This is a genomic window from Streptomyces sp. NPDC050416 (assembly GCF_044458845.1).
GTDB lineage: Bacteria > Actinomycetota > Actinomycetes > Streptomycetales > Streptomycetaceae > Streptomyces.
Window position 1 is genome coordinate 229,306 of record NZ_JBITII010000011.1, and the last position, 15,240, is coordinate 244,545.

Consider the following 15,240-nt stretch of genomic DNA (forward strand, 5'->3'; position numbering starts at 1 on the left):
GATGAGTTTCCGGATGCGTCCCGGTCCGACCTGTGAGGAGACTAGGTCCGGGAGGCGATCATGTTCGGTACGACGAAGGCGTACAGCGGGTTCTCCGTGAACGACATCGAGGCGGCCAGGACGTTCTACGGCGACACGCTGGGACTGCGCGTCTCGGAAGAGCACGGCATGCTGATCCTGCACATCGCGGGCGACCGGGACATCCTGGTATACCCGAAGAAAGACCACACCCCGGCGACGTACACCATCCTCAATTTCCCCGTCGACGACATCGAGGCGGCGGTCGACGAGCTGAGCAGAAGGGGGGTGCGTTTCGAGCGCTACGACCACCTCAAGGCGGACGACAAGGGCATCTTCCGCGGCGGCGGCCCGCTGATCGCGTGGTTCACCGACCCGGCGGGGAACGTGCTGTCCGTCCTCCAGGAAACCTGACCCGCAGGTCATGCCAGAGCTGCCCGATGTCGAGGGCTTCCGGCAGGTGCTGCAGTCCTGCGCCAAGGGACGGGTCGTGCGGCGAGTCGAGGTACGGGACGCGGGCGTCCTGCACGGCGTCGGGGTCCCGGGCCTGCGTGACGCGCTGGAGGGACGGCGGTTCGGCACGCCGGAGCGGCACGGCAAGTGGCTGCTCGCCCGCACCGGCGGCCCCACCCTCGTGCTGCACTTCGGCATGACAGGCCGACTGGTCTGCGGACGTCCCGAGGACCCCGTGGAGGCCCACGACCGCGTGCTGTTCACCCTGAGCGGCAACCGTCAGCTGCGCTTCCGTGACCAGCGCAAACTCCAGGGCCTGTGGCTGGCCCACGACGACTCCGATCTCGACCGGCTGCTCCGGCGGCAGGGCCCCGACGCGATGGCGGTGGACCGCGCGGAGTTCGAGGCGGTGCTCTCGTCGCGCCGCGGGCACCTGAAGACCGCGCTCACCGACCAGTCCGTCCTGGCCGGCCTCGGTAATCTGCTCGCCGACGAGATCCTCTGGCGCGCCCGGCTGCGCCCCGACCGCCGGGCGCGGGAGCTCACCCAGGACGATCGGCGTCGCCTGTACAGCGAGATGCGCAGAACCCTGCGGTCCGCCGTCAACGCGGGGTGCGTGCCGCCCCGCGACTCCTGGCTCACCGGGCACCGCGACGACCCCGACCCCAGGTGCCCCCGCTGCGGCAGCGGCCTGCGGCGGTCCCGGATGGCGGGGCGTGGCACGGTGTGGTGCCCGGGCTGCCAGCCGGACGGGTGATCGGGCGGGGGGGCGGCCCCCGGGACACTCGCCGGGCCAGGTCCGCCGGCTGCGCCTCTCACCGTCCCCGATCTCGGCGACCACGACACTCAGGGCACCCCCGCCGTCCGGCGTTCCTCGTCCGGTGTCACGAGTGACTGTGTGAACGGAATCCGCGCCAGGGCGAAGACGCCCGTGGCGATCAGCGCGACACCGAAGAGCTGGGGCAGCAGCCACCACCCGGTGCGGACCGTCTCCTCGTACAGCAGGATGCCTAGGGCGAGGCTCACCAGCGCGTCACCGAGGGTGAGCGCGGGCTGGGAGGCGACCAGCGGGCCGGCCTGCATCGCGTTCTCCAGCAGGAACAGCGCGCACACGCCTGCCGCGGCGAACGCGTAGGTCTGCCAGGCGGTGAGGAAACCCACGAGTCCCTGCTCGTCGAGGATGTGCATGGCGGTCTTCATCAGCGCCGCGGTCACCGCGTAGCTGATCGCCGTAGCGGCACCCAGGCACGCCGCCCGGGCCCGCCCCTCCGGGCGCCGCAGGGCGGCGACGGCGAGGCCGGCGACCGCTCCCGCGCACACGGCGAGGGCGGGGAGCCAGCGGTCCAGCTCGACATGGGTGCGATTGCCGGCGGGGGAGGCGGCGGCGAGCGCGATCGCCAGGCCGGCCACCACCACCGTCACGGCCAGCCAGCCCGTGCGGGGCAGGTGCCGGTGCATCAGCAGCGACGCGACGACGAGGGTGAGCGGCAGCTCCAGCACGAACAGGGGCTGCACGATCGTCAGCGGCCCGGTCGCCAGCGCCAGCGCCTGGCAGACGGCGGCGGCGATCACCGCGCCGATGCCGGCCAGCCAGACGGGCCGGCGCAGCAGGTCGGCGATGAGCCCGGCCCGGAGCCCCTGGGAGCGCGGCACGGTGAGCGCCGCCTTGCGCTGCAACACCGTAGCGACGGCGTTGCTGAGGGCGGCGCAGACCGCGAAGACGATGGGGAGCACGGTGTGCAGTGTGGCCACCTCCCGGATCGGCGGGTGCGTGACGCCGGCGGTGCCTCCTCCTGCCATGGTCGCCGGAACCGGGCACGCGCGCGATCGGAGCCGCGCATCACGACGTCGCGGCGGGGGGTCAGCCCAGCTTCCTGAACAACCCCTCCTGTACGACCGACACGACCAGCCGGCCCTCCCGGTCGTAGATCCGGCCCCGGGCCAGACCGCGCCCGCCGACCGCGATGGGCGACTCCTGGTCGTACAGCAGCCAGTCGTCCGCGCGGAACGGGCGGTGGAACCACATGGCGTGGTCCAGTGACGCCATGTCGAAGCCCCGCGGGCCCCACAGCGGCTCGACCGGGATGCGGACGGCGTCCAGGAGGGTCATGTCGCTGGCGTAGGTGAGGGCGCAGGTGTGCACGAGCGGGTCGTCGCCGAGCGGCCCGACCGCGCGCATCCACACGGCGCTGCGCGGTTCGGAGTCCGCGACCTCGTCGGTGGTCCAGCGCAGCCGGTCCACGTAGCGGATGTCGAAGGGCTGGCGGCGGGCCATCCGCTCCAACTGCTCGGGCAGCGCGCCCAGATGCTCGCGGATCTCGTCCGTGACCGTGGGCAGGGACTCCGGGTCCGGGACCTTGCGGGCGGGCGGCAGCTGGTGCTCGAAGCTGCCCTCCTCCGGCTTGTGGAAGGAGGCGGTGAGATTGAAGATCGTACGGCCCTGCTGCACGGCCGTGACGCGGCGGGTCGTGAACGACCGCCCGTCGCGCACCCGCTCGACCTGGTAGACGATCGGCACGCCCGGGATGCCCGGGCGCAGGAAGTACGCGTGCAGTGAGTGCACGGGACGGTCGCCGTCCGTGGTGCGGCCGGCGGCGACCAGGGCCTGGCCGGCCACCTGGCCGCCGAAGACCCGCTGGAGGGACTCCTGCGGGCTGCGGCCACGGAAGATGTTGACCTCGATCTGCTCCAGATCGAGCAGGTCTACCAGTCTCTCGGCAGGGTTCGTCGTCATCGGTGGGATTCTCCTGTGCTCGCTGCTGCCGGGACGTTCACAGCTGGCCGACGTCGGTGACGCGGACGACAGCCCGGCCCTCCGCGTCGGAGGCCGTGAGGTCGACCTCCGCGCTGATGCCCCAGTCGTGGTCGCCGTTCGGGTCGTGGAAGATCTGCCGGACCCGCCACAGGGCGTTCTCCGGCTCCTCCTCGATGATCAGCAGCTTGGGGCCGCGGGCGTCGGGGCCGGTGCCGAGGTCGTCGTACTCGTCCCAGTACTTGTCCATCGCCTCGCCCCACGCGTCGGCGTCCCAGCCGGATTCCGCGTCCATCTCGCCGAGTTCCTCGACCTGGTCGAGGGCGGCCAGCTCCACGCGGCGGAACATGGCGTTGCGGACGAGGACGCGGAAGGCACGCGCGTTGGCGGTGACCGGCTTGACCTCGTCGGCCTTCTCCTGGGCCTCTTCGGCGGTCATCTCCTCCGGGTTGGCGAGCTGCTCCCACTCGTCCAGCAGGCTGGAGTCGACCTGGCGCACCATCTCGCCCAGCCACTCGATCAGGTCCTGGAGGTCCTCGGACTTGAGGTCGTCCGGGACGGTGTGGTCGAGGGCCTTGTAGGCGCTGGCCAGGTAGCGCAGCACGATGCCCTCGGTGCGTGCCAGCTCGTAGTGGGACACCAACTCCGTGAAGGACAGCGCCCGTTCGTACATGTCGCGGATGACCGACTTCGGCGACAGCGGATGGTCGCCGACCCAGGGGTGGCTCTTGCGGTACGTGTTGTACGCGTGGAAGAGCAGCTCCTCCAGGGGCTTCGGGTACGTGATGTCCTGGAGGCGCTCCATGCGCTCCTCGTACTCGACCCCGTCCGCCTTCATATGGGCCACGGCCTCGCCGCGCGCCTTGTTCTGCTGGGCGGCGAGGATCTGCCGCGGGTCGTCCAGGGTGGACTCCACCACGGACACCATGTCGAGCGCGTACGACGGCGATTCGGGGTCCAGCAGCTCGAACGCGGCCAGCGCGAACGTGGACAGCGGCTGGTTGAGCGCGAAGTCCTGCTGGAGGTCGACGGTGAGGCGGACGACGCGGCCGGTGGCGTCCGGCTCGTCGAGCTTCTCGACGATGCCGCCGTCGAGCAGCGAGCGGTAGATCGCGATGGCCCGGCGGATGTGCCGCAACTGCTGCTTGCGCGGCTCGTGGTTGTCCTCCAGCAGGTGGCGCATCGCCTCGAAGGCGTTGCCGGGGCGGGCGATCACCGACAGCAGCATCGTGTGCGTCACCCGGAACCGGGAGGACAGCGGCTCCGGTTCGGAGGTGATGAGCTTCTCGAAGGTCTGCTCCGACCACGCGACGAAGCCCTCGGGTGCCTTCTTGCGGACGACCTTGCGGCGCTTCTTCGGGTCGTCACCGGCCTTGGCGAGCGCCTTCTCGTTCTCGACGACGTGCTCGGGGGCCTGCGCGACGACGAAGCCCTCCGTGTCGTAACCGGCCCGGCCTGCGCGCCCCGCGATCTGGTGGAACTCCCGGGCGCGCAGCGTGCGCACGCGGGTGCCGTCGTACTTGGTGAGGGCCGTGAACAACACTGTGCGGATGGGGACGTTGACGCCCACGCCGAGCGTGTCCGTGCCGCAGATGACCTTCAGCAGGCCGGCCTGCGCCAGCTTCTCCACCAGGCGGCGGTACTTGGGCAGCATGCCGGCGTGGTGGACGCCGATGCCGTGCCGGACGTAGCGGGAGAGGTTGCGGCCGAACTTGGTGGTGAAGCGGAAGTTGCCGATCAGCTCCGCGATCTGCTCCTTCTCCTCACGCGAGCACATGTTGATGCTCATCAGCGCCTGCGCCCGTTCCACGGCCTGCGCCTGTGTGAAGTGCACGATGTAGACGGGCGCCTGCCGGGCCGCCAGCAGGTCGGTGAGCGTCTCCGTGAGCGGGGTGTAGCGGTACTCGTACGACAGGGGCACGGGGCGGGTCGCCGAGCGGACCACCGCGGTCGGGCGGCCGGTGCGGCGGGTGAGGTCCTTCTCGAAGAAGGACACGTCGCCCAGCGTCGCCGACATCAGCACGAACTGCGCCTGCGGCAGCTCCAGGATCGGGATCTGCCAGGCCCAGCCGCGGTCGCCCTCCGCGTAGAAGTGGAACTCGTCCATCACGACCTGGCCGACGTCCGCCTGCTTGCCGTCGCGCAGCGCGATCGACGCGAGCACCTCGGCGGTGCAGCAGATCACGGGGGCGTCGGCGTTGACGGACGCGTCGCCGGTCAGCATGCCGACGTTCTCCGTGCCGAAGATCTTGCACAGTTCGAAGAACTTCTCCGACACCAGCGCCTTGATCGGGGCGGTGTAGAAGGTGACCTCGTCCCGGGCCAGCGCGGCGAAGTGCGCGCCCGCCGCGATCATGCTCTTGCCGGAACCCGTGGGCGTCGACACGATCACGTTCGCGCCGGAGACCACCTCGATCAGCGCCTCCTCCTGGTGGGGATAGAGGGTGAGACCCCGCTCACCGGCCCACGACTCGAAGGCTTCGTACAGGGCGTCGGGGTCGGCGGTCCGCGGCAGCTGATCGATGAGGGTCACGCCCCCCATCTTGCCTGGCCTCCCGCCCGATGCGGGAATCGGCTGCGGGCGCGAAGATCGCGAACGCTACGCTGTGTCGCCGACGGGATGTCAGCGCGCCGGTCAACTGGACAGCGGTACACGAGGAATGGGGCGGGCCACGCCGATGATGGGACCAGCACACTCACTGTCGGGCGGCGCCGCCTGGCTCGGCGTCGGTGCCGCGGCCGCCGCGGCCGGGCACCCGATGCCCTGGCCGGTCCTCCTCGTCGGCGCCCTGGTCTGCGCCGGTGCCGCGCTCGCCCCGGACCTCGACCACAAGGCGGCCACCATCTCCCGGTCCTTCGGACCGTTGTCGCGCTGGCTGTGCGAGATCGTCGACAAGCTGTCGTACGCGGTCTACAAAGCGACCAAGAAACAAGGCGACCCGCGTCGCTCCGGCGGGCACCGGACGCTCACGCACACCTGGCTGTGGGCGGTCCTGATCGGTGCGGGCACCTCGGCCGTGGCGATCACCAGCGACCGCTGGGGGGTGCTGGCGATCCTCTTCGTGAACATGGTGCTGGCCATCGAGGGTCTGCTGTGGCGGGCGGCGCGCGGCTCCAGCAGCGACGTGCTGGTGTGGCTGCTGGCCGCGGCTACCGCTTGGATCCTCGCCGGCGTCCTGGACAAACCGGGCAACGGCGCGGACTGGCTGTTCACCGCGCCGGGGCAGGAGTACCTGTGGCTGGGGCTGCCGGTCGTGCTGGGGGCACTGGTGCACGACCTGGGGGACGCACTCACCGTCTCGGGCTGCCCGGTCCTGTGGCCCATACCGGTGGGGCGCAAGCGCTGGTACCCGGTCGGGCCGCCGAAGGCCTTGCGGTTCCGCGCGGGCAGCTGGGTCGAGCTCAGGGTGCTGATGCCGGTGTTCATGCTGCTCGGCGGGGTGGGCTGCGCGGCGGCGCTCAACGTCATCTGAGCTCCGGCCGGGCTGGAGGAGACGGGGTTCAGCGGCCGCCGTACCGGCGCTCGAACGCGGCGACCCGGCCCTCCGAGTCCACGGTGCGGGCCTTGCCCGTGTAGAAGGGGTGGCTCTCCGAGGAGATCTCCACGTCCACGACCGGGTAGGTCTCGCCGTCGTCCCACTCGATGGTCTGGTCGCTGGTCGCGGTGGACCGGGTCAGGAACGCGTAACCGGCGGCCCGGTCGCGGAAGACGACGGGGTGGTAGTCGGGGTGCTTGTCCTGCTGCATGGCTGCTCCCTCGTGTGGCTCGGGTCGGGTTCTGCGATCAGCCGGGCAGGACGTCCTCGTCGACGATGTGCACGGCTGCCTCCTCGGCCGACGCCGCCGCGCCGTCGATGCCCACGTCCATGGCAACCAGCGCGCTCTCCTCGTCCTCGTGCGCGCCCTCGTCGGGGGCGACGAGCCGGCCGGAGCGGGCGGCGCCCACCTCGTGGTCCAGGAGTTCCCCGTCGGTGCCCTGGCAGTCCCCGAGACCGTCACCGTCCGGGGCGACGGGCTCCGGCAGCTCCTCGGCGAGCCGCTCGTCCAGCGTCTCGCCCTGCCGCCGCTCCGCCGCCGTGACGCCCCTGTGCTCCACGGCCCAGGGCCGCTCGGGAGGGGACCAGCCGCGGTCGAGGGGATCGTCGACGCCGTCGTACTCCAGGGTGTCCTCGGCGTCGAGCAGCCCCGTGTCCTCTCTCTGCTCGGATGGTTCCGGCTGGTAGACGTCGTCTCCCCAGCCGTCGGAGCTCTTCACGGGTACCTCCAGGGGGTGGGGCGGGCCCGTTCACACCGGGGCCCGCGCCGGGCCGCCACACGGAGCACTGACGCCGCCCGCCGCCGAACCGCTGCCGCGGTTCCCGGGCGTTTCCCCGAGCCGGTGCCTGACTCCAGCCTTCCACCCCGGCTCGGGACCGCGCAACGCCACGGAACGCCTCCGGCGGTGAGCGGGCAGGGGGCGCGGCCGACCCCCGGCGTGGCCTTGCCCGGGGACCCGTCCTGCCCGGGCTCCGGCCCTGCCGGGCTCCGGCGTGGCCCTGCCGGGCTCCGGCGTGGCCCTGCCGGGCTCCGGCGTGGCCCTGCCCGGGTCCCGACCCGGCATGGGCCGACCGGGCACGGGCCCGACGCCGGGGCGCCTCCGGAAGCGCCCCCGGACCGACGCGCCCCCCGGACCGGCGCGCCCCCGGACCGGCGCCTCTCGGAAGGCGCCCCCTCGGAAGGCCCCCCGGACCGGCGCCCCCCGGACCGGCGCCCCCCGGACCGGCGCCCCCGGAAGTGGCCCACCCAGGAAGCGGGCCTCCGGAAGCGGCCCTACGGGGCGGGGCCGTCCCGGAAGGTGGAACCGAGGCGGAACCGACCCAGATGCCGGACTATCGGTGCCGCGCCCCGAACGGGCAAGGAACGGAACGGGGCCGGACCCGCCAGGTCCGGCCCCGAACGGCTGCTGTGAAGCCGCCCCTACCTGGGCGTTCGCGACGCCGCTCCGCCGAGGGCCTGCCTCTCACGACGTCCTCGTCGCCCCCGGCCGCCTCGTCATCCGCTGCTCACCCGTGCCACGACCTCCACAACGCCGCGTACGCCCCGTCCGCCGTCACCAGTTGCTCGTGGCTGCCCAGTTCGCTGATGCGGCCGTTCTCGACGACGGCGATGACGTCCGCGTCGTGGGCGGTGTGCAGGCGGTGGGCGATGGCGACGACGGTGCGGCCGTCGAGGACCTTGGCCAGGGATCGTTCCAGGTGGCGGGCGGCGCGTGGGTCGAGCAGGGAGGTCGCCTCGTCCAGGACCAGCGTGTGCGGGTCCGCCAGCACCAGGCGGGCCAGGGCGATCTGCTGGGCCTGGGCGGGCGTGAGCGTCAGGCCGCCCGAGCCGACCTCGGTGTCCAGGCCGTCGTCGAGCGCCCGGGCCCAGCCGTCCGCGTCGACCGCGCCCAGCGCCGCCCACAGCTCGGCGTCACCCGCGCCGGTCCGGGCGAGCCGGAGGTTGTCGCGCAGGGAGCCCACGAAGACGTGGTGCTCCTGGTTGACGAGGGCGACATGGGCGCGGACGCGTTCCGCCGGCATCCGGGACAACTCGGCGCTGCCCAGCGTGATCCGGCCGTCCCGGGGCGCGTAGATCCCGGCGAGCAGCCGCCCCAGCGTCGACTTGCCCGCACCCGAGGGGCCGACCAGGGCCAGCCGGGTGCCGGGGGAGACCTCCAGGGACACCTTGCGCAGGACGTCCACGCCCTCCACGTAGCCGAAGTGCACCCGGTCGGCGTGCACGTGGCGTCCGTCGGGAGACACCGAGGGATCGCCGGCGTCCGGCTCGATGTCCCGGACCCCGACGAGCCGGGCCAGCGACACCTGGGCGACCTGGAGTTCGTCGTACCAGCGCAGGATCATGCCCACCGGGTCGACGAGCATCTGGGCGATCAGCGCGCCCGTCGTGAGCTGGCCGACGTCGATCCAGCCGTGCAGGGCGAACACGCCCCCGACCAGGAGGACCGAGCCGAGCACGGTCACGTGGGTGACGTTGACGACCGGGAAGAGCACCGACCGCAGCCACAACGTGTAGCGCTCCCAGGCCGTCCATTCCTTGATCCGGCGCTCGGACAGCGCGACGCGCCGGTCACCGAGGCGGTGCGCCTCGACGGTGCGCCCGGCGTCCACGGTCTCGGCGAGCGCGGCGGCCACGGCGGCGTACCCGGCGGCCTCCGAGCGGTAGGCGGCCGGTGCCCGCCGGAAGTACCAGCGGCAGCCGACGATCAGCAGCGGCAGGGCGAGCAGCACGGCGAGCGCCAGCGGCGGCGCCGTGACGACCAGCCCGCCCATCAGCAGCACCACCCACACCACGCCGATCGACAGCTGCGGCACCGCCTCGCGCATGGCGTTGGCCAGCCGGTCGATGTCCGTGGTGATCCGCGACAGCAGATCGCCGGTCCCGGCCCGCTCCAGTACGCCGGGCGGCAGCCCGACCGACCGGACGAGGAAGTCCTCGCGCAGGTCGGCCAGCATCCGCTCACCCAGCATCGCGCCGCGCAGCCGCACCTGGCGGACGAACAGGGCCTGGACGGCCAGCGCCGCCACGAACAGCCCCGCGGTGAGTTCCAGCCGCAGGTCCCGCGCCCCGTCGGAGACCCGCTCCACGACTCCGCCGAGCAGCCACGGACCGGCCATCGAGGCGATGACGGCGACCGTGTTGACGACGACGAGCAGCACGAACGCCCGGCGGTGCCGGCGCAGCAGTTCGGCCACGTAGGCGCGGACGGTCGTGGGGGCGCCGACCGGCAGGGTGTTCGCCGTCGTCGGGGCGGCCGGGTCGTACGCCGGTGGCGCGACGCCGATCATGCCTTCTCCTCGATCTCTTCCAGTTCGTGCAGGACGTCCTTCAGGGCGACGGAACCGGTCAGCGCGACCTCGTCGTCCGTCTCGCGGGTGACCACCGCGCGGTAGCGGGGCTCGGTGTGCAGCAGCTCGCGATGCGTACCGGTCGCCACGACCTCGCCGTCGTGCAGGAACATGACCCGGTCGGCGCGGTCCAGCAGCAGCGGCGAGGAGGTGAACACCACGGTCGTGCGCCCCGCGCGCAACTCCCGCACACCCTGCGCGATCCGGGCCTCGGTGTGCGAGTCGACGGCCGAGGTCGGCTCGTCCAGGACGAGCACCTCCGGGTCCGTGATCAGCGACCGGGCGAGCGCGAGGCGCTGCCGCTGGCCGCCGGACAGGGACCGGCCGCGTTCGGTGATCCGCGCGTCCATGGGGTCGGCGGCGTCCACCGAGCCCTGCACCAGCGCCGCCAGCACGTCGTCGCACTGTGCGGCGGCCAGCGCCGCCCGCGGTTCGACGTCGCCCGAGGCGGGGACGTCGAGCAGTTCGCGCAGGGTGCCGGACAGCAGGACCGGGTCCTTGTCCTGGACGAGGACGGCCGTCCGGGCGCTGTCCAGCGGGAGTTCGTCGAGCGGTACACCGCCGAGCAGTACCGAGGTGCCCTGCTGCGGCGGGTGCCCGCCCAGCCGTTCCGCCAGCCGGCCGGCCGCGTCCGGGTCGCCGCACACCACGGCGGTGAGCACGCCGGTGCGCGCGAGCAGCCCGGTGTCCGGGTCGTACAGGTCTCCGGACGGGAGCTCGGCCCCGCGCGACCCGGCGGTGTCGGTGGCCCGCTCCAGCGCCAGCACGCCCGCGGCCCGTTTGGCCGACGGCCGGGAGAAGGAGTACGCCATGGCGATCTCCTCGAAGTGCCGCAGCGGATAGGTGAGCACCATCACCGAGCTGTAGACGGTGACCAGTTCACCGACGGTGATCCGGCCCTGGCGGGCCAGATGCACGCCGTACCAGACGACGGTGATGAGCAGCAGTCCCGGCAGCAGGACCTGGATCGCGGTGATCAGCGACCACATCCGGGCGCTGCGCACCGCCGCGTGCCGGACCTCCTGGGAGGCGCGGCGGTAGCGGTCGAGGAAGAGTTCCTCACCGCCGATGCCGCGCAGCACGCGCAGTCCGGCGACGGTGTCCGAGGCGAGCTCGGTGGCGCGTCCGGCCTTCTCGCGCTGCACGTCGGCACGCCGGGTGGCGCGAGGCAGCAGGGGCAGCACGGCGAGCGCCAGCACGGGCAGCCCCACCGCGACGACCACGCCGAGCGCGGGCTGGTAGACGAGCAGCGCGACGCAGACCAGCACGATGGTGACGAGCGCCGCGGTGAACCGCGACCAGGCCTCCACGAACCAGCCGATCTTCTCGACGTCGCCCGTGGAGACCGCCACGACCTCACCGGCCGCGACGCGCCGGGTCAGCGCCGAGCCCAACTGGGCGGCCTTGCGGGCGAGCAGCTGCTGGACGCGGGCGGCCGCCGTGATCCAGTTGGTGATGGCCGTGCGGTGCAGGAAGGTGTCGCCGACGGCGTTGCCGACACAGGCCAGCACCAGCAGGCCGCCCGCCAGGGCGAGTTGCCCGCCGGAACGGTCGACGACGGCCTGTACGGCGACACCGACGCAGAACGGCAGCGCGGCGACGGAGGCGAAGTGCAGCAGCCCCCAGGCCAGCGACTTGAGCTGCCCGTCCAGCTGATTCCGGAAGAGCCACCACAGGAATCGGGGGCCCGAACGCACGTCCGGCACGCCCGGGTCGGGGTACGGAAGGTCTTGAATCTGCATGACGTCCCAGTGGCTCGTGTCAGGGGGATGGAGGGATCGAGGGATGGGGGGATGGGGGTTCGGCCGAGGGCAGCAAACCGTGACAGGTTCGCTTCGCCACGTGGTCGGAGGCAACCGGTTTTCGACCCGCCGAACGGAACTGGCCGACAGGGCTGGGAACAGGGCGGCTCGGCGGGCCGGTGCTCATTGCGAAGGCGGCGGACTCCCCGTAGAACACCGCCCATGAGGAGACTGATGGTCATGTCCATGCTTGCCGGAGCGACCTTCCTGGCGAGCACCCTCCTGGGGGCCGGTCCCGCCTGTGCGGCCGACGTCCCCGCCGAGTTCGGCACCGACTGGCACGACCCGGTGACGGCCGCCCCGCCCGTCAGCAAGCCCGGCGGCAGGTCGTGCGAAGTCACCGTCGCCCAGGCGCGGTTCCGTGACTTCACCCCGTACCGGGGCACGTACACCCCGCCCGCCGGCTGCGGTGACCGCTGGAGCAAGGTGGTACTGCGGCTGGACGGCAAGGTCAAGGGGCGCCAGTACGACCGGCTCGGCTACCTGCACGTCGGCGGTGTCGAGATCTTCCGCACCTCGACACCGCAGCCCTCGCCCGACGGCATCGAGTGGTCGGTGGAGAAGGACGTCACCCGCTACAGCGACACCTTCCGCGGCCGCCAGGACGTCGAGATGCTCATCGGGAACGTCGTCGACGACACCTACACGGGCGTCCTCGACGTCAAGGTCACCCTGACGTTCCACCAAGGCCGTCCTGACGGGAAGAGCAGCCCCGACAAGGTCCTCACCCTCGACCGGGGGACCGACGGCGCGACCACCCTCACGACCCCGCGCAACAGCGAACGCGTCGTCGCCGAGGTGTACGCCACCGGCTCCGGCGGCGGCTGCGAGGAGTACTGGTACCTGACGGTGCCCGACCCGGCGCCGTACTCCTGCAAGGCGGGCCAAGGCCCCTATCGCGAGGTGCAGATCCGCGTGGACGGCCGGCTCGCGGGCATCGCCGCACCGTTCCCCACCGTGTGGACCGGCGGCTGGTCCAACCCGTTCCTGTGGTACGTGATCCCGGGCCCGCGCGCCTTCGACATCAAGCCGATCACCTACGACCTCACCCCCTTCGCCGGGCTCCTCAACGACGGCCGTCCGCACCGCGTCGAGGTCTCGGTCGTCGGCGTGCCCGAGGGGCAGACCGGCTGGAGCACCCCCGTGAACGTCCTCGTCTGGCAGGACGAGCAGCGCGCCCACGTGCCCGGGAAGCTCACCGTGCAGCAGGCGAGCGACCTCGCCAACTCCTCGTCGTATACGCCGGGTTCGCAGCACCGGGTCGACACCGAGGGCGCCCACCGGCTGACCGTCGCCGGATACGTCGACACCTCGCACGGCCGGGTCACGACCACCGTCGGCCGTTCGCTCGCCCACACCTCCGAGCACCGCTGGACGGACGGCGAGACGACCGACGCCCTCGAGGCCACCTGGACCGACGACGAGTCGGTGACCGTCGACGGACGCGGACCGGCCCACGCCACCCGCACCGACCGGACCTACACGATGGACGGCACGACGACCCTCGGCGCGGGCGACCGGCTGCGGACCGTGCTGGCCCTCGGCGACCGCGCCACGGCCGTCGAGACGCGCGGCGGCCGTCGTACGGCGTGGACGAGGTTCGACGACTCCTACACGGGCGACGCCACGTACACGGCGAACGTGCCCCGCGACCAGCGGCACGCGGTCGGTGCGACGCGTGAGCGCTACCGGCTGTACGGCTCGACTGGCTGCTACGACCGCACGCTGACCACCGCCCAGGGAGTGCTCACCGGGGACCGCCCACGTTGCTGAAGGGGCCTGTGTGGCGCATGTGACATGCGCCACTCAGGGCGCTTTTACGTGGCTGAAACGTTGCGGTCTTGTGCGCGATCAAGACAGCCTCCACAGTGTACGGGCTACGGAAACCGCTTTCCGTATCGCAGAAGTCCCCTCCGGCCTCTGTGTGTCCCGTCCCCCAAGGAGGCCTCGTGCCACCGTCCGTACCGTCCCTGCCGCGACGCGTCGCACGCACCCTGCGTACCTCACTCTTCGCGCAGGTCCTCTGTGCGCTCGTCCTCGGAATCCTCGTGGGGAAGCTGTGGCCGGACACGGCCACGGCTCTCCAGCCGCTCGGCGACGGTTTCACCCGGCTCATCAAGACGGTGATCTCGCCGTTGGTGTTCTGTGTGGTCGTCGTCGGCATCGCCAAGGCCGGCGACCTGAAGGCGTTCGGCCGGATCGGGGTGAAGGCCCTGATCTGGTTCGAGGTCGCCTCCACGGCCGCTCTGGTCATCGGCCTCGTCGCCGCCAACGTCGTCGGGCCCGGCAAGGGCATGAACGTCGACCCCTCCTCGCTGGACGCCGCCGCGGTGAACCAGTCGACGGGCGGTGGTCAGCTGCCCTCGACGACCGAGTTCGTCCTCAACGCGCTGCCGGAGAGCTTCGTCGGAGCCTTCGCCGAGAACGAACTGCTCCAAGTCCTCATCCTGGCCTGCCTGGTGGGCGCCGCCCTGCTGCACCTCGGACACACCCGGGTGCCGAAGATCCTGCCCGCCATCGACCAGGCGCAGGACGTGATCTTCACGGTCGTCGGGTTCATCATGCGGCTCGCCCCGCTCGCGGTGTTCGGCGCGATGGCCCACCTGGTCGGCAACTACGGGCTGGGCGTGATGAAGACATACGCCAAGCTCATCGTGCTCTGCTATGTGGCGGCCGCGCTGTTCGTCGCCCTGCTCGCCGTCGCCCTGCGGCTGGTGACCGGGCTCAGCCTCTGGAAGTTCCTGCGCTACATCCGCGAGGAGATGCTGCTCGCGCTCGGCACCGCGTCCACCGAGTCGGTCATGCCGCGCGTGATGCAGAAACTGCGCCGGGCCGGTGCCCGCGACGACGCGGTGGGTCTGGTGCTGCCCACGGGCTACTCCTTCAACCTCGACGGCGCCTCGCTCTACCTGTCGATCGGCACGCTGTTCATCGCCCAGGCGGTGGGCGTCGACCTCAGTCTGAGCCAGCAGATCACCGTGGTCCTGGTGCTGATGCTGACCAGCAAGGGCATGGCGGGCATCCCCGGTTCGGCGTTCCTCGCCCTGTCCGCGACGGCCTCGTCCCTGGGCGCCATCCCGGCCGGAGCCGTCGCCCTGCTGCTCGGCGTGGACCGCATCATGGACTCGATGCGCGTCGTCACGAACCTGCTCGGCAACTGCGTCGCCGTGTTCGCGGTGTCCCGCTGGGAGGGCGCGCTGGACATCGAGCGGGCCAAGGAGGTGCTGGACGGCGAAACCACGGCCGAGGACCCGGAGGACGGCGACGGGCCCGTGCCGGTGGAGGTTCCGGCCCAGAAGACCAAGGAGGCCGTAGCCGACGCCAGTTGACG

The 15,240-nt window shown here is 72.0% G+C and carries 12 protein-coding genes; 5 read left to right on the forward strand and 7 right to left on the reverse strand.

Features of this window, described 5'->3' with window-relative positions; translation table 11 throughout:
• Window positions 1–60 precede the first annotated feature (60 nt).
• Together ACIBL4_RS30805 and ACIBL4_RS30810 are read left to right on the forward strand one after the other, a co-directional pair.
• Entirely contained in the window at window positions 61–432 is a 372-nt protein-coding gene (locus ACIBL4_RS30805; protein WP_399415052.1) for a VOC family protein, read from the forward strand.
• 10 nt (window positions 433–442) lie between these two features.
• Window positions 443–1,228: an Fpg/Nei family DNA glycosylase gene (locus ACIBL4_RS30810; RefSeq protein WP_399415053.1), complete on the forward strand. Its 786-nt coding sequence runs from the start codon at window positions 443–445 to the stop codon at window positions 1,226–1,228.
• A gap of 89 nt (window positions 1,229–1,317) precedes the next feature.
• Here the strand turns inward: ACIBL4_RS30810 and ACIBL4_RS30815 are convergent, their stop codons facing one another.
• From ACIBL4_RS30815 to ACIBL4_RS30825, 3 genes are all read right to left on the reverse strand, one after another.
• Window positions 1,318–2,214, reverse strand: coding sequence for a DMT family transporter (locus ACIBL4_RS30815; protein WP_399415154.1), 897 nt, complete (start codon window positions 2,212–2,214; stop codon window positions 1,318–1,320).
• Window positions 2,215–2,332: 118 nt separating this feature from the next.
• On the reverse strand, window positions 2,333–3,205 hold the full coding sequence (locus tag ACIBL4_RS30820) for an acyl-CoA thioesterase (RefSeq protein ID WP_399415054.1): 873 nt from the start codon (window positions 3,203–3,205) through the stop codon (window positions 2,333–2,335).
• Between the two features lie 37 nt (window positions 3,206–3,242).
• Complete coding sequence (locus tag ACIBL4_RS30825) at window positions 3,243–5,756, reverse strand: DEAD/DEAH box helicase (protein ID WP_399415055.1); 2,514 nt, start codon at window positions 5,754–5,756, stop codon at window positions 3,243–3,245.
• 145 nt (window positions 5,757–5,901) lie between these two features.
• On the opposite strand from ACIBL4_RS30825, the gene ACIBL4_RS30830 reads away from it, so the two are divergent.
• The gene (locus ACIBL4_RS30830; RefSeq protein WP_399415056.1) at window positions 5,902–6,696 is read left to right on the forward strand and encodes a metal-dependent hydrolase; all 795 of its coding nucleotides are present in this window, start codon (window positions 5,902–5,904) and stop codon (window positions 6,694–6,696) included.
• A gap of 28 nt (window positions 6,697–6,724) precedes the next feature.
• Here the strand turns inward: ACIBL4_RS30830 and ACIBL4_RS30835 are convergent, their stop codons facing one another.
• From ACIBL4_RS30835 to ACIBL4_RS30850, 4 genes are all read right to left on the reverse strand, one after another.
• A complete protein-coding gene (locus tag ACIBL4_RS30835) occupies window positions 6,725–6,970 on the reverse strand; it encodes a type B 50S ribosomal protein L31 (RefSeq protein ID WP_086563794.1) in 246 nt (81 codons plus the stop codon).
• A gap of 37 nt (window positions 6,971–7,007) precedes the next feature.
• Window positions 7,008–7,478 (reverse strand): DUF5709 domain-containing protein, encoded by a 471-nt coding sequence (locus ACIBL4_RS30840; RefSeq protein ID WP_399415057.1) that lies wholly within the window; start codon window positions 7,476–7,478, stop codon window positions 7,008–7,010.
• Between the two features lie 787 nt (window positions 7,479–8,265).
• Entirely contained in the window at window positions 8,266–10,047 is a 1,782-nt protein-coding gene (locus tag ACIBL4_RS30845; RefSeq protein ID WP_399415058.1) for an ABC transporter ATP-binding protein, read from the reverse strand.
• Window positions 10,044–11,849 carry an ABC transporter ATP-binding protein gene (locus ACIBL4_RS30850; RefSeq protein ID WP_399415059.1) on the reverse strand — a complete coding sequence of 602 codons (1,806 nt, stop codon included), beginning with the start codon at window positions 11,847–11,849 and terminating at the stop codon, window positions 10,044–10,046. Before ACIBL4_RS30850 ends, ACIBL4_RS30845 begins: the two co-directional genes overlap by 4 nt.
• Window positions 11,850–12,071: 222 nt before the next feature.
• Between ACIBL4_RS30850 and ACIBL4_RS30855 the strand changes: the two genes are divergently transcribed.
• Both ACIBL4_RS30855 and ACIBL4_RS30860 read left to right on the forward strand, forming a co-directional pair.
• Window positions 12,072–13,682, forward strand: coding sequence for a peptide-N4-asparagine amidase (locus ACIBL4_RS30855; RefSeq protein ID WP_399415060.1), 1,611 nt, complete (start codon window positions 12,072–12,074; stop codon window positions 13,680–13,682).
• Window positions 13,683–13,858: 176 nt separating this feature from the next.
• Window positions 13,859–15,238 (forward strand): cation:dicarboxylate symporter family transporter, encoded by a 1,380-nt coding sequence (locus ACIBL4_RS30860; RefSeq protein ID WP_399415061.1) that lies wholly within the window; start codon window positions 13,859–13,861, stop codon window positions 15,236–15,238.
• Window positions 15,239–15,240: the final 2 nt, after the last annotated feature.

Bases quoted from the DNA above. Each gene is read 5' to 3' on its own strand.
- ACIBL4_RS30805 (WP_399415052.1), top strand. From the start codon at position 61: ATGTTCGGTACGACGAAGGCGTACAGCGGGTTCTCCGTGAACGACATC.
- ACIBL4_RS30810 (WP_399415053.1), top strand. From the start codon at position 443: ATGCCAGAGCTGCCCGATGTCGAGGGCTTCCGGCAGGTGCTGCAGTCC.
- ACIBL4_RS30820 (WP_399415054.1), bottom strand. From the start codon at position 3,205: ATGACGACGAACCCTGCCGAGAGACTGGTAGACCTGCTCGATCTGGAG.
- ACIBL4_RS30830 (WP_399415056.1), top strand. From the start codon at position 5,902: ATGATGGGACCAGCACACTCACTGTCGGGCGGCGCCGCCTGGCTCGGC.
- ACIBL4_RS30835 (WP_086563794.1), bottom strand. From the start codon at position 6,970: ATGCAGCAGGACAAGCACCCCGACTACCACCCCGTCGTCTTCCGCGAC.
- ACIBL4_RS30845 (WP_399415058.1), bottom strand. From the start codon at position 10,047: ATGATCGGCGTCGCGCCACCGGCGTACGACCCGGCCGCCCCGACGACG.
- ACIBL4_RS30850 (WP_399415059.1), bottom strand. From the start codon at position 11,849: ATGCAGATTCAAGACCTTCCGTACCCCGACCCGGGCGTGCCGGACGTG.
- ACIBL4_RS30855 (WP_399415060.1), top strand. From the start codon at position 12,072: ATGAGGAGACTGATGGTCATGTCCATGCTTGCCGGAGCGACCTTCCTG.